This is a genomic window from Lactococcus lactis, assembly GCF_029023865.1.
GTDB classification, from domain to species: domain Bacteria; phylum Bacillota; class Bacilli; order Lactobacillales; family Streptococcaceae; genus Lactococcus; species Lactococcus lactis.
Genome location: NZ_CP118969.1, coordinates 719695 through 741358, shown reverse-complemented (window position 1 = coordinate 741358; position 21664 = coordinate 719695). Strand labels below are relative to the sequence as shown.

14 protein-coding genes are annotated in these 21664 nt (G+C 35.6%); 1 reads left to right on the top strand and 13 read right to left on the bottom strand.

Annotated elements, in window-relative coordinates; genetic code table 11:
- Window positions 1–74 precede the first annotated feature (74 nt).
- The 13 genes from PYW37_RS03855 to PYW37_RS03795 all read right to left on the bottom strand — a co-directional run bounded on the left by PYW37_RS03855 (window position 75) and on the right by PYW37_RS03795 (window position 20043).
- The gene (locus PYW37_RS03855; protein ID WP_023189693.1) at window positions 75–2780 is read right to left on the bottom strand and encodes a YhgE/Pip domain-containing protein; all 2706 of its coding nucleotides are present in this window, start codon (window positions 2778–2780) and stop codon (window positions 75–77) included.
- A gap of 258 nt (window positions 2781–3038) precedes the next feature.
- Window positions 3039–4472, bottom strand: a complete 1434-nt coding sequence (locus tag PYW37_RS03850) for a 6-phospho-beta-glucosidase (protein WP_023189694.1) — start codon at window positions 4470–4472, stop codon at window positions 3039–3041.
- Window positions 4473–4593: 121 nt separating this feature from the next.
- Window positions 4594–4860, bottom strand: a complete 267-nt coding sequence (gene yidD, locus PYW37_RS03845) for a membrane protein insertion efficiency factor YidD (protein WP_010906087.1) — start codon at window positions 4858–4860, stop codon at window positions 4594–4596.
- Window positions 4861–4976: 116 nt separating this feature from the next.
- Entirely contained in the window at window positions 4977–6719 is a 1743-nt protein-coding gene (locus tag PYW37_RS03840) for a 1-deoxy-D-xylulose-5-phosphate synthase (protein WP_025016942.1), read from the bottom strand.
- 147 nt (window positions 6720–6866) lie between these two features.
- The gene (locus PYW37_RS03835) at window positions 6867–8237 is read right to left on the bottom strand and encodes a sensor histidine kinase (RefSeq protein ID WP_023189696.1); all 1371 of its coding nucleotides are present in this window, start codon (window positions 8235–8237) and stop codon (window positions 6867–6869) included.
- A gap of 92 nt (window positions 8238–8329) precedes the next feature.
- Window positions 8330–8998: a response regulator transcription factor gene (locus PYW37_RS03830; RefSeq protein ID WP_211279595.1), complete on the bottom strand. Its 669-nt coding sequence runs from the start codon at window positions 8996–8998 to the stop codon at window positions 8330–8332.
- Between the two features lie 177 nt (window positions 8999–9175).
- Window positions 9176–10150 (bottom strand): LacI family DNA-binding transcriptional regulator, encoded by a 975-nt coding sequence (locus PYW37_RS03825; RefSeq protein ID WP_025016944.1) that lies wholly within the window; start codon window positions 10148–10150, stop codon window positions 9176–9178.
- Between the two features lie 152 nt (window positions 10151–10302).
- On the bottom strand, window positions 10303–12558 hold the full coding sequence (locus PYW37_RS03820) for a glycoside hydrolase family 65 protein (protein ID WP_025016945.1): 2256 nt from the start codon (window positions 12556–12558) through the stop codon (window positions 10303–10305).
- 22 nt (window positions 12559–12580) lie between these two features.
- A complete protein-coding gene (locus PYW37_RS03815) occupies window positions 12581–14218 on the bottom strand; it encodes an alpha-glucosidase (RefSeq protein ID WP_050428193.1) in 1638 nt (545 codons plus the stop codon).
- A 42-nt stretch (window positions 14219–14260) separates the two neighbouring features.
- Complete coding sequence (locus tag PYW37_RS03810) at window positions 14261–15835, bottom strand: alpha-amylase family glycosyl hydrolase (protein ID WP_025016947.1); 1575 nt, start codon at window positions 15833–15835, stop codon at window positions 14261–14263.
- Window positions 15825–16430 carry a sugar O-acetyltransferase gene (locus PYW37_RS03805; RefSeq protein ID WP_032943491.1) on the bottom strand — a complete coding sequence of 202 codons (606 nt, stop codon included), beginning with the start codon at window positions 16428–16430 and terminating at the stop codon, window positions 15825–15827. The genes PYW37_RS03810 and PYW37_RS03805 overlap by 11 nt, the downstream gene beginning before the upstream one ends.
- A 26-nt stretch (window positions 16431–16456) precedes the next feature.
- The gene (locus PYW37_RS03800) at window positions 16457–18052 is read right to left on the bottom strand and encodes a glycoside hydrolase family 13 protein (protein ID WP_023189701.1); all 1596 of its coding nucleotides are present in this window, start codon (window positions 18050–18052) and stop codon (window positions 16457–16459) included.
- A 236-nt stretch (window positions 18053–18288) separates the two neighbouring features.
- Complete coding sequence (locus tag PYW37_RS03795; RefSeq protein ID WP_044009705.1) at window positions 18289–20043, bottom strand: glycoside hydrolase family 13 protein; 1755 nt, start codon at window positions 20041–20043, stop codon at window positions 18289–18291.
- Window positions 20044–20410: 367 nt separating this feature from the next.
- Here PYW37_RS03795 and PYW37_RS03790 point away from each other — a divergent pair, with 367 nt between their 5' ends.
- Window positions 20411–21637, top strand: coding sequence for an extracellular solute-binding protein (locus PYW37_RS03790; RefSeq protein WP_025016949.1), 1227 nt, complete (start codon window positions 20411–20413; stop codon window positions 21635–21637).
- Window positions 21638–21664: the final 27 nt, after the last annotated feature.

Sequence of the window (21664 nt, the reverse complement as noted above, 5' to 3'; positions counted from 1 at the left end):
CCCTTACTATTTGCTCATTATGATTATAAATAATAGAAAAACTACTGACCAGTCTGTCAGTAGTTTTCTTAACATTAATGGAAGAAATGACTCTTGCTTCCGATTTCGGAAATTTTCTTCGTTTTATCTTCAAAGTGTGGGAAGAGGAAGGCACCTATTGCAACAAATACTATTGATACTGCTACAAGAATGATTATCGCAAACCAAGCATTTGGCCAGTAAATTCCTCCCGCTGATTCTCGTAAAAGGTTGACAGCATGAGTAAATGGTAAATAAGGATTAATGGCTTGGAAGAATTTTCCAGAAACTTGGATTGGATAGTTCCCACCACCACCAGAAATGGAAAGAACCAGGATGATAATCGCTATTCCTTTACCTACATTGCCAAACAGGGCGACCAGAACATAAACCATTATCATAAAGGCTATGGATATTAGTAAGGCAAAGAGAACACTGTAGAATGGATCTCTTACATCTACTCCTAAACCAAAATAATTTCCAAGCGTTACAATCAAGGCTTGAGCAAGTCCAATGGCTACGAAACTTCCCATTCGAGCAAAGAATTGTTCACGTTTAGAATAACGTTTTTTATCTTTATCTGATAAGTGAACCTCCGTTGTTGCCAAACTTGAAAGTAAGACTGCACCGACCCACAGACAAAGCGCAGTATAGAAAGGTGTACTTGCTGAACCATTATTGGCAATCGGATAGATTTGATTTTCTTGGACTTCAACCGGTTGTGTCAGGAAGTCACTTTCTTTGGTCGCATCTAATTTTAGGAGTTTGACGATTTCACCTAAGTCAACTTCTTTTTCACCTTTTTGAATAGCTATGGCTGCTTTTTGAATTCCTGATTTGATTTCAGGCCAATCATTTTGAATTAAATCGTTGGCTTGATTCAAAGCAGACTCAACATCAGGCATTTTCTCATTTGCCATTGTTAAGGTATCTGTCAAATCCTTACGAACACCAGCATAATCATTTTTAAAGAAATCAGAAGCAGTCCCTAACTTAGTTTTAAGAGTAGGAAACTCATTTTTATAGAGATTAGCTCCTTCATTAATTGCATTAACAATCGTTGTCATATTGCCATTTAACATTACATTCGCATCATGAATTTCTTGTTTAATGGCTGGCATTTCGCCTTGATATTTTTCTAAAATGGTAATAGCATTAGAAACTGTTTGACTTGTTGAATTTAGTAAGGCATCAAAGTCGATTTGTTGAGCTTGATTTAATAAACCTTTAGCGTCTGTTATGGTATTAATCAATGTTGTTAGAGCTTTATTAATTGTACTACTAATCTCACTGACATCAATTTTATTAATTAAATCAGAAATATTATTTACTACATCATTGATTTGTGATAGATAAGCTCGAATTTTAGATACATCACCCTCTTGCACTAAGTCATTTAGGTGACTCATTCTGGTACTAAGTTCTGACAAGAGCGAATCTAGATTAGTTAATTGCTCAATAGTAGAATCTAAATCGTGATTTCCATTGCTTTCTTGCACCTGCTTCATATATTCAACAATATTTTGAATGGCTTCTCTTTGTTTAGCAATGTTATTAGTAAAATTGGTAATTAAGCTATTTATTTGTTCCTTTTCATCATCAGTTAATTGATTATCGGCAATCGCTTGATCAATAACAGAAATAACGGATGAAGTATTTTTTGAGAACTCTTGAATTGATTGAAGTGTTATTTGAACGCTATTTGTAATGCTAGGCAATGCACTCTGCATTTTTTTCACCGCATCCAAGGTTATAGTCCCCAAACTATCAGCATCTTGTCCCAATTTTTTAATGTCTGGCATTGATTTTTGGACTTGATTGATAATTTGTAAACCTTGTTTGGCTTCTTGAATACCTTGAGTCATGGTACTTTCTACTGACGCAAAGTCATCATCAATCATCGAGATTTGTTTTCCAGCATTTTGAATCTCAGGTATTTTCTCTTGAAGGGTCAAAACGAGTGAAAAACTTTTATCAATTTCTGGCATTTTATCATTTAATTTAATGACCTTTTGACCTAAAGCATCTACTTCTGGTAAATAAGTGATAAATTCATTAGCTTTTGCCAGTTTTTCTTTAATTTCTGGCATTTTTCCATGAAGATCAACAACTTGTTGAGTGTATTTATCAATGGTTCCTAAATTATCATTAGTTGATAAAATCGCTGATTTAACCTTCTGAATACTTACCATGTTTTTATCAATATCGTAACCAATTGTATTGAAGGTTTTTAAAAGGGTACTACTTGCCGTTTTGATAAACTCTTCAGAAATTTGCGATTGTAGAGAAGAGGCTCCTTTTGATGTTATTTTGGGAGCGATGGCATTGATTTTTTCGTTAATTGAATAAACAATTTGTGGTTTTTTAATATCACCCGTGGTGAAACTTAAGAGGTCTTTTGAAAAATCCTTTGGTAAATAGATTCCAGCATAGTATTTTCCAGATTTCACACCTTTATCTAAATCTGCTTTGGAATCAACAAATTTCCAGCCTAATTGGTGATTTTTCTTTAAATTTTTCAGTACTTCATCACCAATATTGATGGTTTTATCTTGAAAACTTGCCGATTTATCTGCACTATAGACCGCAATTGGCAGTTGCGAAGTATTGGCATAGGGGTCCCACAGGGCTTTAATATTAAACCAAGCATATAAAGAGGGAATTATCATTAGGGCGACAATTAAAAAAGTCGCCACGGGATTTTTAAATATTCGCTTCCAGTCTAGGGCAAACAACTTCCATGTATTTTTAATACTTTTCACTTCTTATCCTCATCATTCTTATCTCACTTGTAACTTTTTAAATTTCTTAAATATCATCGAGGCTTTTTCATACTTCATGACTGCGGATTTAAAAATTACGCAATACACGATTTTATCATATTTCATAAAAAAGTTCTAGCACTGCTTCCTTTTAATGGACACTTGCTTAACTATTGTAAATTTTTCTTGCTAGATAAAAATCTTAAATCAAAGAAATGTTTTGTTTGATAAAAAAAGGAGGAAACCCCCCCTTTTTAATTATTCATTTGTTAAATCTTCACCGTTGCTTGCAATAACTTTCTTGTACCAGTTAAATGATTTCTTAGGCGTCCGTTTCAAACTTCCTTTACCAGAATCGTCTCGGTCGACATAGATGAATCCATAACGTTTGCTCATCTCACCCGTTCCTGCTGATACTAAGTCAATACATCCCCAAGAAGTATAACCTAATAGTTCAACGCCATCAAGTTCAACTGCTTTCTTCATTTCTTTGATGTGTGCAGCCATGTAATCAATTCGATAATCATCAGCTACAAATCCATTTTCATCAGGTTTATCTACTGCTCCTAAACCATTTTCTACAATAAATAATGGTTTTTGATAGCGGTCATAAATAGAATTCATTGTGATTCTTAAACCAAGTGGGTCAATTTGCCAACCCCATTCACTGGCCTCTAAATAAGGATTTTTTACAGATTCAAAGATATTTCCAGCTGATTTATCTGCATCCTCATCCTTGACTTTAGCGACTCGACTTGCATAGTAACTAAATGAAATAAAGTCAACTGTGTTTTCAGCAAGGATTTCTAAGTCGCCTTTTTCAATCGGAAGTGTAATTTCTTCACGCTCTAATCTCTTTAAAAGGTAGTTTGGATATTTTCCACGAGATTGAACATCAATGAAAAAGAGATTATCATGATTTTGTTTTTGAGCTTCAAAAACATTTTCTGGATTACAATCAAATGGATAGTAATCTCCAGCAGCTAACATGCAGCCTATCTTATTTTCTGGGTCAACTTCATGTCCAATTTTTGTTGCTAAAGCCGATGCTAATAGTTCATGATGAGCGGCTAAGTATTTGGCTTGTTCTTTATTTTCTCCTTCTTCAAAAACAAGTCCTGCTCCCATAAATGGAGCATGGAGGAGCATATTAATTTCATTAAATGTCAACCAATAGCGAACTAATCCTTTATAACGAGTAAAAATTGCTCTGGCTAAATTTTCATAGAAACCAACCATTTTTCGATTACGCCAGCCACCATATTCTTTAATTAGGTGGACAGGACAATCAAAGTGAGTGATGGTTACTAAGGGTTCAATTCTTAAACGCTTGCATTCTCTAAAAATATCTTCATAAAATTGCAAGCCTTCTTCATTTGGCTCTTGTTCGTCGCCTTTTGGAAAAATTCTTGTCCAAGCAATAGACATTCGATAGGTTTTAAATCCCATTTCAGCAAAAAGTGCGAGGTCTTCTTTCCAATGATGATACATATCAATCGCTTCTTTTGCTGGATAAAAATGGTCTTCATCGAATTCAAGGTGCTTCATTTCCCCTGTAATAATTGGAAAACGATCTTTTCCGTGTGGAACAAGGTCGACATTGGCAAGCCCACGTCCTCCCTGATTATAGCCGCCTTCACATTGATTAGCTGCAGTTGCTCCGCCCCAGAGAAAATCTTTACTAAATGGCATAATAGATGACACTCCTTTTTTATTCTTTTTTTCATTTTAACATTTTTTTATGACATTTGATAGCGATTTCATCTATTTTTTGAAGCGTTTTCTATAATTTTATAAATAGAAAAGACTCAAATTAATTTGAGTCTTCTTCTTTTTCTGGTTCTGCCCAATTTCTTCGCAAACTAAAATGGTCTGGAACTAAATCATATCCTGGCTGGCAAAATGGGTGACAACGTAAAATACGTGCTGTTCCCATTGCCAAACCTTTGGCTGGTCCATGTTTTTCAATGGCCTGAACCATGTAATTGGAGCAGGTAGGATAATAGCGACAGGCTGGTGGCAAGGCTGGAGAAATCCAGCGTTGGTAGCCATGTACTGCTTTTACTAATACTTTTTTCATCTATTTCACTTTATTAAGTAAGAACTTATCATCATTCTTGCTAGTTTTACTGACAGACATTACCAGTTCTTTATTTTTACTGACAGAAATATTTTGGAACATCTGTCAGTAAATTTTTATTTCAAAAGACTAAGAATATCAGCAACCATAAGTTCTGGTGTCAAATGATAACGATTATAAAGTTCTGTCACTGGAACAGAATCATTAAATTCACGTTTCGCACCAAAGTTCAAAACTTTAACATCATACTTACCAAGGAGGGAAGCAACTTTTTGACCAAATCCTCCGTCAAGAATTCCATCTTCGATCGTCGCAATAACTTGATGATTTTCAACTAAGTTTTCAAGGAAAGCTTGGTCCAAATCGTTGATGAAAAGTGGATTTATTAGGGTTGCATTAATTCCATTTTCAGCCAAAACTTTAGCTACTTTTTCACCATGTGAATAAAGACCACCAAGTGCCAAGAGGGCAACTTTTTCGCCTGATTTTGTCATTTGATATGAAGGGGTTGAATAATCTGTGAGAACAGTCGGACGTGATTCTAAGCCGTGTTCTGGCATTTGAATCACAACTGGTTCTTCATGTTGCTCAAGTGCCCAATCAAGAATTGAAATAAATTCTTCTTCAGAAGTTGGAGCAAGATATTTGATATTTGGAATGTTTGAAATCCAAGTCATGGCTGATGAGCCTTGGTGTGTTTCATCTGAACCTGAAATAACTCCACCTTTAACAATAACAATTGCTGGTTCTTCATTAATTGCTAAGTCATGCCAAAATTGATCATAAGCACGTTGAACAAAAGTAGAATTGTGGAAAATAATTGGACGAGCACCAGCCGCAGCCATTGCACCACCAAAAGTAATGGTAAATTGCTCAGCAATTCCTGCATCAATATAACGGTTAGGATATTTAGCTGCAAATTGTTTCAGTCCAAAGATTCCTGGAATTGCTGCATTGATGGCAACAAGAGGAAGGCCTTCTGAAACCTTTTTATCCATGTAATCCAACATAACTGAACTATAAGATTTACCAGAATCAATCACTTTTGATTGACCAGTTTCTAAATCGAAAGGCATGTGCCAGTGAAAAGCTTCTTTATTTTCAAGAGCTGGTTGATAACCACGTCCTTTTTCAGTATGAATATGAAGGACAATTGGATGGTCGATATCTTTTACTTCTTCAAATAGGTGAATTAAAGATTCAATATCATTTCCATTTTCAAGATATTTATAATCTAAACCAAAAGTTTTAAAGAAGTTATTTTCGGCTTGACAATTTGTCGCCCGAAGTTCGGCAAGGTTACGGTAAAGTCCTCCATGATTTTCAGCAATTGACATTTGATTATCATTAACTAAAATAATGAGGTTTCCTTTGAAATCTCCGGCATTATTGAGGGCTTCCATAGCAAGTCCCCCAGAAAGTGAACCGTCACCAATGACCGCAACAATGTTGCCTTTGTCATTTGTCAAATCACGCGCTTTGGCATAACCTAAGGCATTAGCAATTGAAGTCGAGGTATGGCCAACTGTGAAAAAGTCGTGTTCTGATTCTCTTTGACTGGTGTAAGGTGTGATGTCATGGAAATGTCCATCAGTAAATCCATTTTTACGTCCAGTTAAAATTTTATGTGGATAAGTTTGGTGAGAAACATCCCAAATAAACTTATCAATTGGTGAATTGAAAACTTTATGAAGGGCAATTGTTAATTCAGTCACACCCAAGTTTGGGCCAACGTGTCCACCGATGTTTGATACTTTATGAAGAACTGCTGTTCTAATTTCTGAAGCTAATTCTTCTAGTTCTTGATTTGATACTTTTTTTAAATCCGCTGGGCTGTCTATTTTTTCTAACACTGATATCTCTGATTTTCTCCTTTTTAGATTTACTTAGTTATTTACTAACAGAAATTGTCTTTAAAAACTAGTAAATCGACTGACAAAATTGTCATAATTTGAATGTTACTATTATCTTATCATAATTTGTCAGTAATTTTTTCCTATCATATTTTACAACTTTTGGAAAATTTTTGCAGGATTTGAAATTGTGCTATCCACACGAATTCTAACAATGAATTTTGTACCTTTAGGTTTATTATCTTCAACTGTAATCTTCCCATTGTAAGCTTCAACAATTTGTTTGGCCAGAGAAAGACCCAAACCTAAGCCACCTTTTTGACGCGTTCTTGCTTTATCTACTCGGAAAAAGCGGTCAAAGATTTTTTTCTTATCTTCATCAGAAATTCCTTCACCATTATCGGCGACAGCAAAAACTAAGAATCCCCCATTTTTTTGAACATCTACAGAGATTTCACCCTCATCACCCGTGTATTTAAGAGCATTATCAAATAATATGGTTAGCAATTGTTTGATCAGGGCTTGGTCCAAATTAATCGTTCCATCTAATTTCAAATGGCCTGAAAACTTTTTACCTGCGTTTTCAGCAAGCATTTCATAGCTATTAAAAATATTCTCAAAATAAGTTGCCGTAGTCGCCTCTGGCTCAATTCTGATTCCAGAATCTCGACGAGCTAAGTTCAGTAAGTTACTTGTTAATAAACGCATATTACGAACTTCTGATAAACTTTCAGAAATATTTTCTGATTCATCAATAATTGTTGCTGTTGGCTTTTGGAAAAGTAATTCTAGACGATTTTGCAAGATTGCCAGAGGTGTTCTCAATTCATGTGAAGCATTTTCAACAAATTCTTTTTGTTTTTCATAAGCGGCCAAAATTGGTTTTAATGTCCAGTTTGCAAGATATAGACTAATAATTACTGACAGAAGCCAGAAAGTAATCATTGTTGTCACAATGACCCACATGGCTCGGCTCATGGCATCTTGAATTTGGTCAACATTTGAAAAAATTTGTGCATAAACCGGAGTTACTGTTCCATCAGTATTTGTAATAATAAATTGTGATGTTGTCAGATAACGATAGTGCCAATTATCTCCATAAGGATTTTTTACAGAAACAGTTTGAATAGTGTTAATTTGATTTTCGTTAAATTTCATTGTTTTTTGCAGAAGGCTCATGCCAAAGTCTGTACTTATATTTGCATTTGAACCCGCTGAAGGTATGAAACTTTTACCCTCTGAATCATAAAAAATTACACTATTATTGGGACCGTAATAGCCACTATCTTGCGAATTATTCATTCCTAATTGATTATTCGCTGCTTCTATCAAAAAGACTCGGTTTTGAGCCAAATTGTGTAAATTTTGGTCAGTCGCTCGATACATTCCTAATTGCATGACTTGAATAATAATCACGGCTAAAGCAACAAAAATGACTGTAAAAGCTAGAAAAAAATGAAGGAAATTTTTCCCATCATTTTTTACAATAGCTGAAGATTTAACTTTTTTAATTATTTTCTTCAAAGAGGTCTCATTTCTAGATAGATTTACTGACAGAACTTTTTGTTAATTTATAGATGACTTTCATCTCTAGACAATAAGCTGTCAGTAAAATTTTATCTCAAGATATAGCCAACATTTCGCAAGGTTGAAAGATTATTGACAAATTCTGTATCTTTCAATTTTTTCCGAATTTTACTCATATAAACTTCAACAACAGTTACTGTTATATCACTGTCATAGCCCCAAATCCGGTCAAAAATTTGCTCTTTTGGCAAAACAACATTTTGATTTTGCATTAAATAAACGACTAAATCAAATTCTTTTCCGATTAAATCAACAGGTTGATCATCAACTAAAGTTGATTTATTTGATAAATTCAAACGAATATTTCCATAAGTTAAACCGTTTGAATCTTCTAATTTACCTGTCCGTTTCAAAAGTGCTTGAATACGTGCTTTTAGTTCATCTAAATAGAAAGGTTTTGTTAAATAATCATCTGCTCCAATGTCGAATCCGTGCATTTTATCATCCAAAGATTCCTTAGCAGTCATGATTAAGACTGGTGTATCTACATTTTGCTCACGTAATTCCTTTAAGACTTCAAAACCATTCTTTTCTGGAAGCATTAAATCAAGCAAAATTAAATCATAAATTCCCAATTCTGCCTCATAGAGTCCTTCAACTCCATCATAAACCTGTTTGACTTGCGCAAATGATTTTAAGAAATCGTAAACAGATTTTGAGAGTGATAAATCATCCTCCACTAATAAAATTTTAATCATTGAATCCATCCCTTTTCACATTTTTTAGGGCTCATAATTTATAAATTATTTTTAGTTAAATTGCTTGGAAAGTCAATAAAACTGCGCCCAACCCTTTCTATTATTTTACACTATTATCATATTTTTGTCTTGTACTAGGCTTAACCTTATCTTAAACAAAACTAAAAAAGCTAGAACTTAAATTCTAGCTTTTGTTGATTCTCTAATAATTAATTCAAAAGGGATAATTGATTTTTCTGGCAAATTTTCTTTCTTATCTCGTAAGTCCAAGATTTTCTTAATTGCACTTGCCCCTAATTGCTCAATATGAATGTCAAAAGTTGTTAAATAAGGATGAATCATTGCTCCAAAGATAGAGTTGTTGTAAGTAATTAAACTCACATCTTCTGGAACATTTAGACCTTGACTTCTTAGACGTTCCACAACTTTTAAAGACAAGACATCATCCATAACTACAAGAGCTATTTCATTTCGCAAGGAAAAATTAGCATCCATAAACAAGAGGTCATGATTGAGCCCAAGTTTCTCGGATTCATCTTTAAAACCTTGATAACGTTCTTCAAAAACTTCTGTTTCTTTCGTATCGGTCACAAATGAAATATTTTGATGTTTTAATTGTGCTAAATGACGAACAGCCTCGCGTCCAAGCAGCATATTATCATTATCCACATGGGTAATTTCATTTTTTCCTTCAGCCGGAGTTCCAACTAAAACAAAAGGAACCTTATTTTCTAATAAATAATCGCGAACTTCATCATTTTTTCCAGCGTAAAGCACGATAAATCCGTCAACACGCTTTTCTGAATATTGAAGTTCAATCTGTTTTTTCAACTCTTTGGCTGAATGCCCCGTCGCAATAGCGATTGAAACATCGTAATCACGAGCTGTTTCATTGATTGAGGTCAATATTTTCATAAAGAAAGGTTGGCTCGCTTTGTCAGCCACTGGCGGGAAAACAACACCAATTGTATTTGTTTTTCCCGAAGCTAGAATCTGAGCCGCTGCATTCCTTCGATAACCTAATTCATGCATGGCTTTGCGAACTTTTACTTTTGTTTTATCCGAAATCTCTGAACTATCTTTAATGACCCGACTGACCGTTGAGGCATTAACACCAGCTTTTTTTGCAACATCTTTAATTGTAACTGCCATATTTTCACTTGAGACTAGCTAAACCCAGCTCAACTCACCGCTCCTTTCTCTTTCTTTTATTTGACACTCTGAAATTTTATTTTGCCAAATTTTCGATTAATTTTCAACTATTTTTTAGATTTTTGATAAAAAAGTCATTTAAAGACATCAAATTACTTTGTTTTCGTAACATAAAAATCTTTTAACTCAATTTTTTCACCATAGATTTCAAGATTTAAGACTTGGCCACGTAATAATTCAAGTTTCACTTCTTGACCAACAGAAATTTTTAATAAACGTCCGCGATAGTTAATGTGAAAGGCATAACCCGTCCATGCTTGTGGTAAAAATGGGGCGAAACTCAATTGACCATCCCAGGTTTTCATTTGGGCAAAACCATGAACAATCGCCAACCATGAGCCAGTCATTGATGTGATGTGAAGTCCATCTTCTGTGTCGTTATTATAATTATCTAAGTCAAGACGAGCTGTTCTTTCATACATTTCAACAGCCTTGTCTTCCATGCCAAGCTCTGCTGCTAAAATCGCATGAATGGATGGAGAAAGTGAGCTTTCATGAACAGTTAATGGTTCATAAAAATCAAAATTTCGTTGTTTTTCGGCTAATGAAAATTGATTGCCGAAGAAATAAATTCCTTGAAGCACATCTGCTTGCTTAATATATGGACTACGTAACACTCGATCCCAAGACCAATTTTGGTTCAATGGAAGATTTTTAGGGTCAAGTTGAGCCACTGGAGTCAAATCTTTATCTAAATAGCCATCATGTTGAACAAAGATACCCAATTCTTCATCTTCTGGATAATACATTTTATCCACAATTTCTGCCCAGTGAGCAATTTCAGCTCCTTCAATTAAATCTGGGCGTGGATATTTCGCTAAACTTTCAGCAGTATAAGTCAAAACCCAAGCTGCCAATTTATTAGTGTACCAGTTGTTATTGATATTATTTTCATACTCATTTGGGCCTGTGACTCCATGAATCATGTATTTATCATTTCGTTTACTATAATGCACACGATCTGCCCAAAAACGAGCAATTTCAATCAAAACTTCTAAGCCTTCATGAGCAAGATAAGTTTCATCTCCCGTGTAGTTGCTGTAGTTATAAATCGCATAAGCCATTGCTCCATTACGGTGAATTTCTTCAAATGTAATTTCCCACTCATTATGACATTCAACACCTGTAAAAGTAACCATTGGATACAAAGCACCTTTAAGTCCTTGTTGACGGGCATTATGTTGTGCTTGTGGCAATTGATTATGACGATATTTTAAAAGATTTTTAGCAACTTTTTCATCAGAAAGTGCCAAGTATAATGGAACGGCATAGGCTTCTGTATCCCAATAAGTTGCTCCGCCATATTTTTCTCCAGTAAATCCTTTAGGGCCAATATTTAAACGTTCATCTTCGCCGTAATAGGTAGAGAAAAGTTGGAAAAGATTAAAGCGAATCCCTTGTTGAGCTTCTGCTGAACCGTCAATTTGTACATCAGCAATTTCCCAACGTTTTTTCCAAGCGATTTCTTGTTCTTTATAAAATTCATGATATGTTTTCTTAGAAATTTCAAGGGTCAAATTTGATAGCACCTTTGTTAAATTCGAGGGTTCAATATCACGACTTGTGACAACTAAAACATTTTTGATAAAGGTGAGTGGTGCATTTTCTATTAATTTTGCTTCGTAAACATCTAAAACAGAACTTTCTCTTGTTTCTTGCTTAACTCGAGTAAAATCGCCTGCAAAGCTTTGTTTAGCTGCTACCGTAAATTGTTCAACTCCAAATGGATTAGGAATTGTTTCGGTGACAATAAATGAACCTGTAGCTGTATTATCAAGGTTTTTTACTGTCCAAAATTTTTCATCGTAGTTGGAATCTTCATTACGAACATTTGCATCAATGATTGAGGCTGTACGGATTTGATGAATTTCACCATCTAAGCTTTCAAACATGAAAGCAAAAACCGCAAGTTCTTGTTGAGCAATTGAGAAAAATCTTTCGGCGGTCACACGTACTCCATAAGCTACATAAGTATAGGTGAGTACCCCTTTTTCCATATCAAGCGACAGATTAAAATCAGTCACGTGACTTGCGGCTAAATCAACTTCTTTGTCATCAATAAAAACTCTGACAGAAGCAAAATTGAGGGCATTGATTGCTTTACCAAAATATTCAGGATAACCATTTTTCCACCAACCTACACGTGTTTTATCTGGAAACCAAACCCCTGCAATGTAAGTTCCTTGGTGACTGTCGCCACTATAAGTTTCACTAAAATTTCCGCGCATTCCCATGTAGCCATTGCCAATGGAAGTAAGTGATTCTTGCAAACGACGGTCTTCTTTTTCAATCTGATTTGATGTGATTTTCCAAGGGTCAATGCCCATAATTCTTTTGATTTGTTTCATAGTGTTATCTTGTTCTCACCTTCTATTTTTTATAAACCCGATATTCCCAGGCTGACAGAACCATTTTTTCTTGAAATTTTTGATTTGAACTACCCAAGACTTGTTGATAATTAATGACAGAACTTTCAGCAGAGCTGTCAGTAAAACTGTCAATTTTTGTAAAATCTAAATGAGCTTTTTTGTCAGCCAAATTGACAATAATTAAAAATTCAGCTCGTTCATAAACTAAAACTTGAGGATGTCTTTTAAAATGAAATTTAATTGAACCCTCTGAAATCGCTGGTTCTTGATGCCGTAATTCAATCAATTTTTTATAAAGTTCAATGAGTTCTTGATTAGTTTGACTATTAATAACAGAAAAATTTGGATTAATTTCCATCCAAGCTTGTCCACTTGTAAATCCTGCATTTTTAGAATTGTCCCACTGCATTGGTGTTCTTGAGTGTTCACGACTATTTTGAGTGACTTCTGCTAGTGCTTGATTTGCTGACAGTTCTGTCAGTAACATTTCATATTTCTTTTTAATCTCGTCAGCTCGTAATTGCTTTGCGTCAGTAAATGGAAAATTAGTCATCCCAAATTCCTGCCCTTGATATATGAAAGGCGTTCCTCTTAAGAGCATATAACTGACAGCTAACGCTTTTGCTGATTCTATTGAACCATCGCCAAAAGTATCAATACTTCTTGGTTGGTCATGATTTTCAATATACAAAGCATTCCAACCCCGTTCAAGCAAATCTTCTTGCCAACGCATAATGACTTTTTTGTAGCCATAAATACTGCCCTGACCATTGCCATTTGATTTTCTGACATTATGTTCTAATTCAAAAATCATATTGATATAGCCAGCTTCATCGGTCCAATCGGGCGCTTGCTTGGAGCGAACCCCTGAAGCTTCCCCAACAGTCAAAGCACCATATTCATCAAAAATAGCTTTCAAATCTGACATATATGTTTCAATCCCAGCAACATTCATGAAAGGCACCCACGGGCCGTCGCCTTTCCAAGATTTAATTTTATAGTTCCATGGCATTTTTTGAATGTGTGAAATCGCATCTAATCTGAAGCCATCTATTCCCAAATCTAACCACCAGCGAATCATGTCATAAATTTCTTGCCGAACTTTGGGATTTTTCCAATTTAAATCAGGCTGCTCTTTGGCAAAAACGTGAAAATAAGCTTGTTTTGTTTTTTCATCATAAGCCCAAGTTGAACCACCAAAAAAGGAAATCCAATCATTTGGCATTTGGTTAGGGCTAGCGTCTTCCCACAAATAATAATCACGGTAAGGATTATCTTTTGATTTTTGACTTTCTAAAAACCAAGGATGTTGGTCTGATGTATGATTGACTACCAAATCCATGATGACTTTCAAGCCATTTTCATGCGCTTTATCTAGTAATTTTTTAAAATCTTCAAGTGAGCCAAACATTTCATCAATGACTTGATAATCAGAAATATCATAGCCCCCGTCAACTTGTGGACTCTTGTAAATTGGATTTATCCAGATAAAATCAATCCCCAATTCACGTAGATAAGGAATTTTTTCAATGATGCCATTGATGTCGCCAATGCCATCTCCATTGGTATCTTTGAAAGATTTTGGATAAATCTGATAACCTACCATCTTGTGAAAATCATTTGTTTTTATTTTTTTCATAGTTTTACATTTTCATTTTTAAAGTCCCTAAACTGAACTTATTTATTTTTTCAAAATAACGGTGCTGTAAGCTGGAATTGTCAATTTTCCATCAGTTAATTTTGCTTGAGAACTACTGACAGAAAGTTGGTCAGTGATTTTTGTCCCAACAACGCTTTTTGGGAGTTTCATTGTCACATTTTCTGTATCGGAAAAATTATTGATAATAGTCAAATCCTTTCCATAATTAATGACAGACAAGCTCTCTTCACTGACAGAAATATTTTTCAATCTATCCGTCGCAATTTCAGGATATTTTGCTTTGACCCGTAAAATTTTTTTGTACCAATTGAGCAGTGAGTTCGGATTGGCTTCTTGTTGAGCTACTGAGCCTCCGTCAGTTGTGGCAATTTCTGTCGCACCTGGCACAGAAATGTCTGCTTTGGGAGAATCTGTCCCGGCAGCATTCCACGGCATTGGCAAACGTTTATTTTGGTCAATGCCAGAACCGGTCAGCCCCAATTCCTCACCGTAGTAAATAAATGGATTTCCCGGCATCAAAAGATAAGTTTGAGCAGCCATTTTCTGCATGGATAAAGAACTTAAAAGTGTTGCAGATCGGTCTGTGTCATGATTACTCAAGAAAGGAGCGTCAATGGCTTTCGGGTTATCCGCATGAATTTCTTGGTCCCATGCTTCAATTTGTTGACCAAATAAAGAGCCTTCACCTAAGACTAAAGCTGAATTAATTGGACTTGAACTCGATTGCAAAGCATTCGGAAAGTCAAATAATGAATCAATACCTGATGGATAAATATCATCAATTGCCGAAGCCGTTGAAAAAACTTCACCCACTAAATAGGCTTTTGGATTTTGCTTTTTGACCGTGTCTGTCAGCCATTTGGTAAAGGCCGTCGTTTTTTTGTCATCATTTGAGAAATAAAAACCGACAGCGTCCAAACGAAAACCAGAAACACCTTTGTCTAACCAAAATTTCGTAATTTTTGCAATTTCTTTTTTGACCTCAGGATTGGCAAGATTGAGGTCTGGCATGAATTTATCAAACTCTGACTCATAGTATTTGCCGTTGCTGGCTAAACTATAACCCTCTTTAGCTGTATCTGACCGATTATAATAAGCCACATATTTTTTGTCGCCAGCTAGTGCTTTTTGAAACCAAACATTATCAGTCGCCGTGTGGTTAAATGGCATATCTAAAATCACAGCAATTCCTCGTTTTTTAGCTTGAGCAATCAGATTTTCAAAATCAGCCATTGTTCCAAATTTAGGATTAATTTCTTCGTAATTAGTGACATCATAGCCATGATAACTAGGACTAGCAAAAATCGGTGTCATCCAAAGTCCTTGCACTTTTAAATCCGTTGTAGAATTGGATTTTCCAGTATTCAAGTAGTCTAAATGTTGCGTGACCCCATTTAAATCACCTTCGCCATCATGATTTGAATCGGCAAATGAACTCGTAAATATTTCATAAAAATTACGATACAAACTCCTATCAACCTTTTGGCTGACAGCCACTTTTTTTACTGATGAATCTTTTGAATTTGCTTTTTGACAAGCACTTAAAGCACACGTCGCAAGTAAAGTTACTGACAGAAGTAAAAGCCTATTTTTCATAATATTCGTTCTCTTTTTCTTCCCAGTAAAGTCGGTCAGAATCAGTAATTTCGCGGAGAATTCTTGCTGGATTACCTACTGCAATCACATTTGCTGGCAAATTTTTTGTCACTACCGTTCCTGAACCCACAATTGTATTTTCGCCAATCGTAACCCCCGGATTAACAATTACTCCTGCACCAAGCCAAACTCGGTTACCAATCGTAATCGCTTTTCCATATTCTAGTCCACGCTGTCGAACTCCGGCATCAATTGGATGAGAAGCCGTAATCAGACTGACGCGAAGTCCAAACATCACATCATCGCCAATCGTAATCGGTGCAACATCCAGAAAAATACAGTCCATATTGGCATAAAAGCGCTGACCAATTCTTGTATTTTTACCATAGTCGATGTAAAGCGGTGGATTTACAAATAACTCATCGCCAGTTTGACCAAAAAGTTCTTTTTCAAGTGCCACAATTTTTTCTGTATCAAGTAGATTGAGTTGGTTAATTTCTTGATTTAATGCTCGATTATTATCAGGTTTGTATTCTGGTTCAACTTTACTTGCTTTATAGAGTTCGCCAGCAACCATTCTTTTAAATTCGCTCATTTTCACCTCACCCTTTTGCGCTTTAACTATTCCACTTCGCAAGCAAAGGCTTCCCAAGCTTTTAATTTAATCTGAGAAAGTTCAGGCAGGAAATTTTCATTGTGGATCAATAAGTCACGACAGACAAATCCTGTTTTAAATTGATTTTCTTCATCAGATAAATTGGCAACGACCAAATATTTCTTGCCCTTATAAGTCCGCAAATATGCAAAAACATCAGCCTCAGAATCAATCAACTTGAAGTCCCCATAAATGACCCAATCATGTTGTTTACGAAGTTCAATCAACTTTTGATAAGTATAAAAAACAGAATCAGGATCACTCATGGCTTGATCAGCATTAATTTCTTCATGATTAGGATTGACAGCGAGCCAAGGTTTTCCATCAGTAAAACCTGCATTTTCTCCAGCAGTCCATTGCATTGGTGTTCTTGCATTATCACGACCAACACGACGAATTGAATCCATGATTTCATTTTCAGAATGACCAGCAGCTAAGCGTTCAGCAAACATATTCCGTGACTCGATATCATTGACTTCTTCAATTGATTCAAAAGGATAATTCGTCATTCCAAGCTCTTCACCTTGATAAATATAAGGCGTTCCTTTCATCAAATGCAATAAAATCGCAAAAGCTTTAGCTGATTTCAAACGATATTTCCCGTCATTTCCCCAATTTGAGACAATCCGTGGTAAATCATGATTATTCCAAAAAAGTGAATTCCAACCTTTTTCTAAAGCTTGCCATTTGGCTAAAATTTCTTTAAGTTTTGAAACTGAAAATTCCTTTTTATCCCATTTTTCGCCCTCATCAAGATAAGCATTTGTGATGTGTTCAAATTGGAAAACCATTGATAATTCTTGACGTTTAGGGTCAGAATAAAGTTCCGCAATCTCTGGTGTTGCTCCCCAAGTTTCACCCACAGTCAACAAATTTTTCTGACCAAAAGTTGCCTGATTCATTTCATGCAAATACTCATGTAATTTAGGCCCATTTCCTGTGATTTCTTGGTCAATTTCTTTCCCAATCAAGTCAATCACATCCATACGAAAACCGCCGATTCCCTTATCAATCCAGAAATTCATCATGTCATAAACTTCTTGATGAACCTGAGGATTTTCCCAGTTTAAATCTGGCTGACGCTTGCTAAAAAGATGAAGGAAATATTGGCCCGATTCCTCATCAAATTCCCAAGCAGAACCAGAAAAGGTAGATTGCAAACCATTGGGTTCATCAGCCCAAATATAATAATCACGATAACCGTTATCTTTTGATTTTCTAGCTTCCACAAACCATTTATGTTCATCAGAAGTATGATTAACTACCAAATCCATAACAATTTGAATATTTCGCTTTTTAGCTTCCAAGAGCAATTCATCCATATCCGACATCGTTCCAAAAACATCAGCAATTGCTTGATAATCAGAAATATCATAACCATTATCATCCATTGGCGATTGATAAACTGGACTCAACCAAATTGCACCAATCCCAAGTTTTTCAAGATAATCTAATTTAGAGATAATTCCCTGCAAATCACCAACACCATCACCATTAGCATCCATAAAAGAACGCGGATAAATCTGATAAACGACTGTTTTTTGCCACCAATTTTCTTTCATATTAATTACTCCATTAAGATGTGAGTTCATTCTCCTATTTTCCTAGGATATAGGAGAATGAACTCAATTAAAATTTTACTGACAGCTTTATAAGTTAATCCCGTCAGTAAAATACTCACTAAACCAAAGATTCTGTCAGCAATTTTTACTGACAAAACTATCAGCAAAGCCGATAGTTTCTTTATTTACCGATTCAATGATTCCCTCGGTCGCAGTGAACTGACAGAATCCGTTTTCTATTTATAGATTACAAAACCATATTGTAAAATATTATTTTGGTCAACCAAATTAGAGAAAACCACTTCATCAGCTGAAAAATAAGCCGGTTTTTCGCCAATATTGAAAATAGCTTTCAGAGATCCACGTTCAAATTTCACAATGCCATTTTCTGAATCTACGATTTTCCATTCTACTTCTGAATCACTTAAAATTCCTTGATATTGTTTGCGTAGAGCAATCAAATTTTTAAAGAAGTCAAACATCTCTAAATCTTGATCTTTTTCTTCCCAAGGCATCACCTTACGACACTCAGGGTCCATTCCACCTGTCACCGCATACTCATCCCCATAATAAATACAAGGCACACCTGGTTGCATGAAGGTGAACGTTTCAACCAATTTCATCAAATTTTTATTATTTTTTGCAACAGTCAAAATTCTGGGTGTATCATGAGAATCTAAAACATTAAACATCATTTGATTCACTTGCTTACGGTATAATGTCAGTTGCGTATTAATATTAGAAACCATTTGTTCCAAAGAAATCTTCTTCGTAATCAAACCATCTTTAATCGCATCAGTATAAGCATAGTTCATAACGGCAGAGAATTCGTCACCAACTAACCAAGGTTGTGCAGAATGCCAAACCTCACCTAAAATATAAAAATCATCTTTTGCCGCATCACAAGTTGTGCGGAATTTTTTCCAGAAAGTATGATCCACTTCATCCGCCACATCCAAACGCCAAGCATCAATATCAAACTCAGAAATCCAATAATCAGCTACTTTCAAAAGATAAGCTTCAACCTCTGGGTTAGCCGTATTCAGTTTTGGCATATGTGGGGTGAAGGCAAAAGTATCATAAGTTGCATTTTCAGCATTTTCAAAATCATCAGTCGGAGTATAAGTTGCTGGCCAACTATTAACATGGAACCAATCCGCAAATTTTGATTTTTCCTGATTTTTCAATACATCTTGCCATTGAGCAGACGTATCTCCGATGTGATTAAAGACCGCATCTAACATGACTTTAATACCACGCGCATGTGCTTCTTTCACCAAAGTTTTAAACAATTCCTTATCCCCAAACTGCTTATCAATTTCCGTATAATCTTCTGTATCATATTTATGATTAGAAAAAGCTTGAAAAATAGGGGTAAAGTAAATACCATTCACACCGAGTTCAGTCAAATGTTCCAAATGATCAATCACCCCTTGCAAATCTCCCCCATAAAAATCTTGACGGTCAGGAACATCTTGTGGATTCCAAGCTTTTGTTCCCTCAGGATCATTGCTCGTATCCCCATTGGCAAAACGTTCAGGGAAAATTTGATACCAAACCGTTTCTTTGACCCATTCAGGTGCTTTAAAACGATCACTTTCATGGAAATAAGGCAAACGGAAAGCCCCATATTTTTTAGTCACCAAGCTCTCATCATAATCAAACATTCCTTGGTCTGTGTAAACTACTTTTTCTCCATCCAAACCTGTAATGACAAATAAGTAATCTACTCGTTTCGTTGCAACAGTAATTTCGGCCTCAAAATAATCGCTAATATTAGTAGAGAGATACTTTTTCATCTCTACTTTTTGACTAGCCCAATACTGTGTTTCAGGGTTGTCAAGCCCTTCCCACGAATAAGGATCGCCATAAAATAATTCGACTTTTTCCACATCACATTTTTGTGTTTGCAGACGAACATGCATCAGATTTTTTGCATAAAGATAAGCAAATTCCGACTCAGGACGATGATAAATTGCAGCTTTGTTCATAATAGAACCTCCAAATTTTTTTGATGGCTGTACTGTCTTAAACTATTTTCAATTAATCTCAAGGACAGCGAAAAGCACCTTTTCCGTCGCTTTTCGATAGTGTCATTTCCACCACATCTGGAGAAGATAAATCTCACATTAATCATATTTTATCATAACGCTTTCATTGACGCAACCGTTTGCGAAAATTTTCGCATATTATTTTTTAAAACATTTATTTTTCATTCTAAAGAATACGCTGAAAAGTCGGTATAAACCAATTTCTAAGTAATCAAAATGTAATATTTTTTCCCTTGACAAAAAGCAAACGGTTGCGTAAAATGAGGAGTGTATAAAATAAACCGTTTTCATTAGGAGGAAACACAAAATGAATTCATGGAAAAAAGTTGCTCTTGGTGGAGCATCTGTACTCGCCCTCGCAACCCTCGCAGCTTGCGGTTCATCAGCAAGTTCTAACAAATCATCATCTTCTAGCTCAGACAGCATTAAAGGAACAGTTCGTGTTTATGTAGACACACAACAAAAAGCAACATATACAGACGTTGCTAAAGGATTGGCTTCAAAATACCCAGACCTTAAAGTTCAAATTATTGCCAATGCGTCTGGTTCAGCAAATGCTAAAGTAGATATCGCAAAAGACCCTTCTAAATATGCTGACGTCTTCGCTGTACCAAATGACCAACTTGGTGATATGGCTGATAAAGGTTATATCAATCCAGTTGCTACAAAATTCGCTAACGAAATCAAAAAAGACAACTCTGATGTCACTGTTAATGGTGTAACTTACAAAGACAAGATTTATGCATTCCCTAAATCAACAGAATCTCTTGTCCTCTTCTATAACAAGTCTAAATTGTCAGCTGACGATGTCAAAACTTGGGAAGGAATGACTGCTAAAGCTGGATTTGCTGCTAACTACACCGACCCTTACTACTCTTATCCAGTATTCTTTACAGCTGGCACAACCCTTTTCGGTAAATCAGGCGAAGATGTGAAATCTACTGACGTTGCATCGGCAAATGGTGTTAAAGCACTTGAATGGATTGCTGCACAAAAATCAAATAAAAATGTAATTCAAACAACTAACGCCTTAAATCAACTCCAAGCCGGTAAAGTTGCTGCCATGTTTGACGGTCCTTGGGATACTGCTAACATTAAAAAGATTTTAGGTGATAACTTCGCAGTTGCTCCTTACCCAACAATCAACATTGATGGACAAGCTAAACAACTCCAATCATTCCAAGGTATTAAAGGATTTGCAGTCAATTCAGCTTCTAAGAGTCAAGCTGCTGCTCAAACAGTTGCTCAATATCTCTCAAGTGAATCTGCTCAGTTGAAACTCTTTAATTCTCAAGGAGATGTTCCTACAAATAACGACGCTCAAATGAATGACGCTGTGAAGAATTCAGACGTTACCAAAGCAGTTATTACAATGTCTAAAGAAGGAAATTCTGTAGTAATGCCTAAACTTCCACAAATGGCAACTTTCTGGAATAATGCTGGTCCTTTGATGAACGGTGCTTACACTGGCTCTATCAAACCAGCTGACTATCAAGCTCAATTACAAAAATTCCAAGACAGCATCTCTAAATAAGAGACAATCTAATGGTTATATGTGAAT

Coding starts and splice junctions, on each gene's coding strand:
- PYW37_RS03830 (WP_211279595.1), bottom strand. CDS start 8,998: ATGATTAAAATTTTATTAGTGGAGGATGATTTATCACTCTCAAAATCT.
- PYW37_RS03800 (WP_023189701.1), bottom strand. CDS start 18,052: ATGAAAGAAAATTGGTGGCAAAAAACAGTCGTTTATCAGATTTATCCG.
- yidD (WP_010906087.1), bottom strand. CDS start 4,860: ATGAAAAAAGTATTAGTAAAAGCAGTACATGGCTACCAACGCTGGATT.
- PYW37_RS03815 (WP_050428193.1), bottom strand. CDS start 14,218: ATGAAAAAAATAAAAACAAATGATTTTCACAAGATGGTAGGTTATCAG.
- PYW37_RS03825 (WP_025016944.1), bottom strand. CDS start 10,150: ATGGCAGTTACAATTAAAGATGTTGCAAAAAAAGCTGGTGTTAATGCC.
- PYW37_RS03810 (WP_025016947.1), bottom strand. CDS start 15,835: ATGAAAAATAGGCTTTTACTTCTGTCAGTAACTTTACTTGCGACGTGT.
- PYW37_RS03820 (WP_025016945.1), bottom strand. CDS start 12,558: ATGAAACAAATCAAAAGAATTATGGGCATTGACCCTTGGAAAATCACA.
- PYW37_RS03850 (WP_023189694.1), bottom strand. CDS start 4,472: ATGCCATTTAGTAAAGATTTTCTCTGGGGCGGAGCAACTGCAGCTAAT.
- PYW37_RS03790 (WP_025016949.1), top strand. CDS start 20,411: ATGAATTCATGGAAAAAAGTTGCTCTTGGTGGAGCATCTGTACTCGCC.
- PYW37_RS03805 (WP_032943491.1), bottom strand. CDS start 16,430: ATGAGCGAATTTAAAAGAATGGTTGCTGGCGAACTCTATAAAGCAAGT.
- PYW37_RS03795 (WP_044009705.1), bottom strand. CDS start 20,043: ATGAACAAAGCTGCAATTTATCATCGTCCTGAGTCGGAATTTGCTTAT.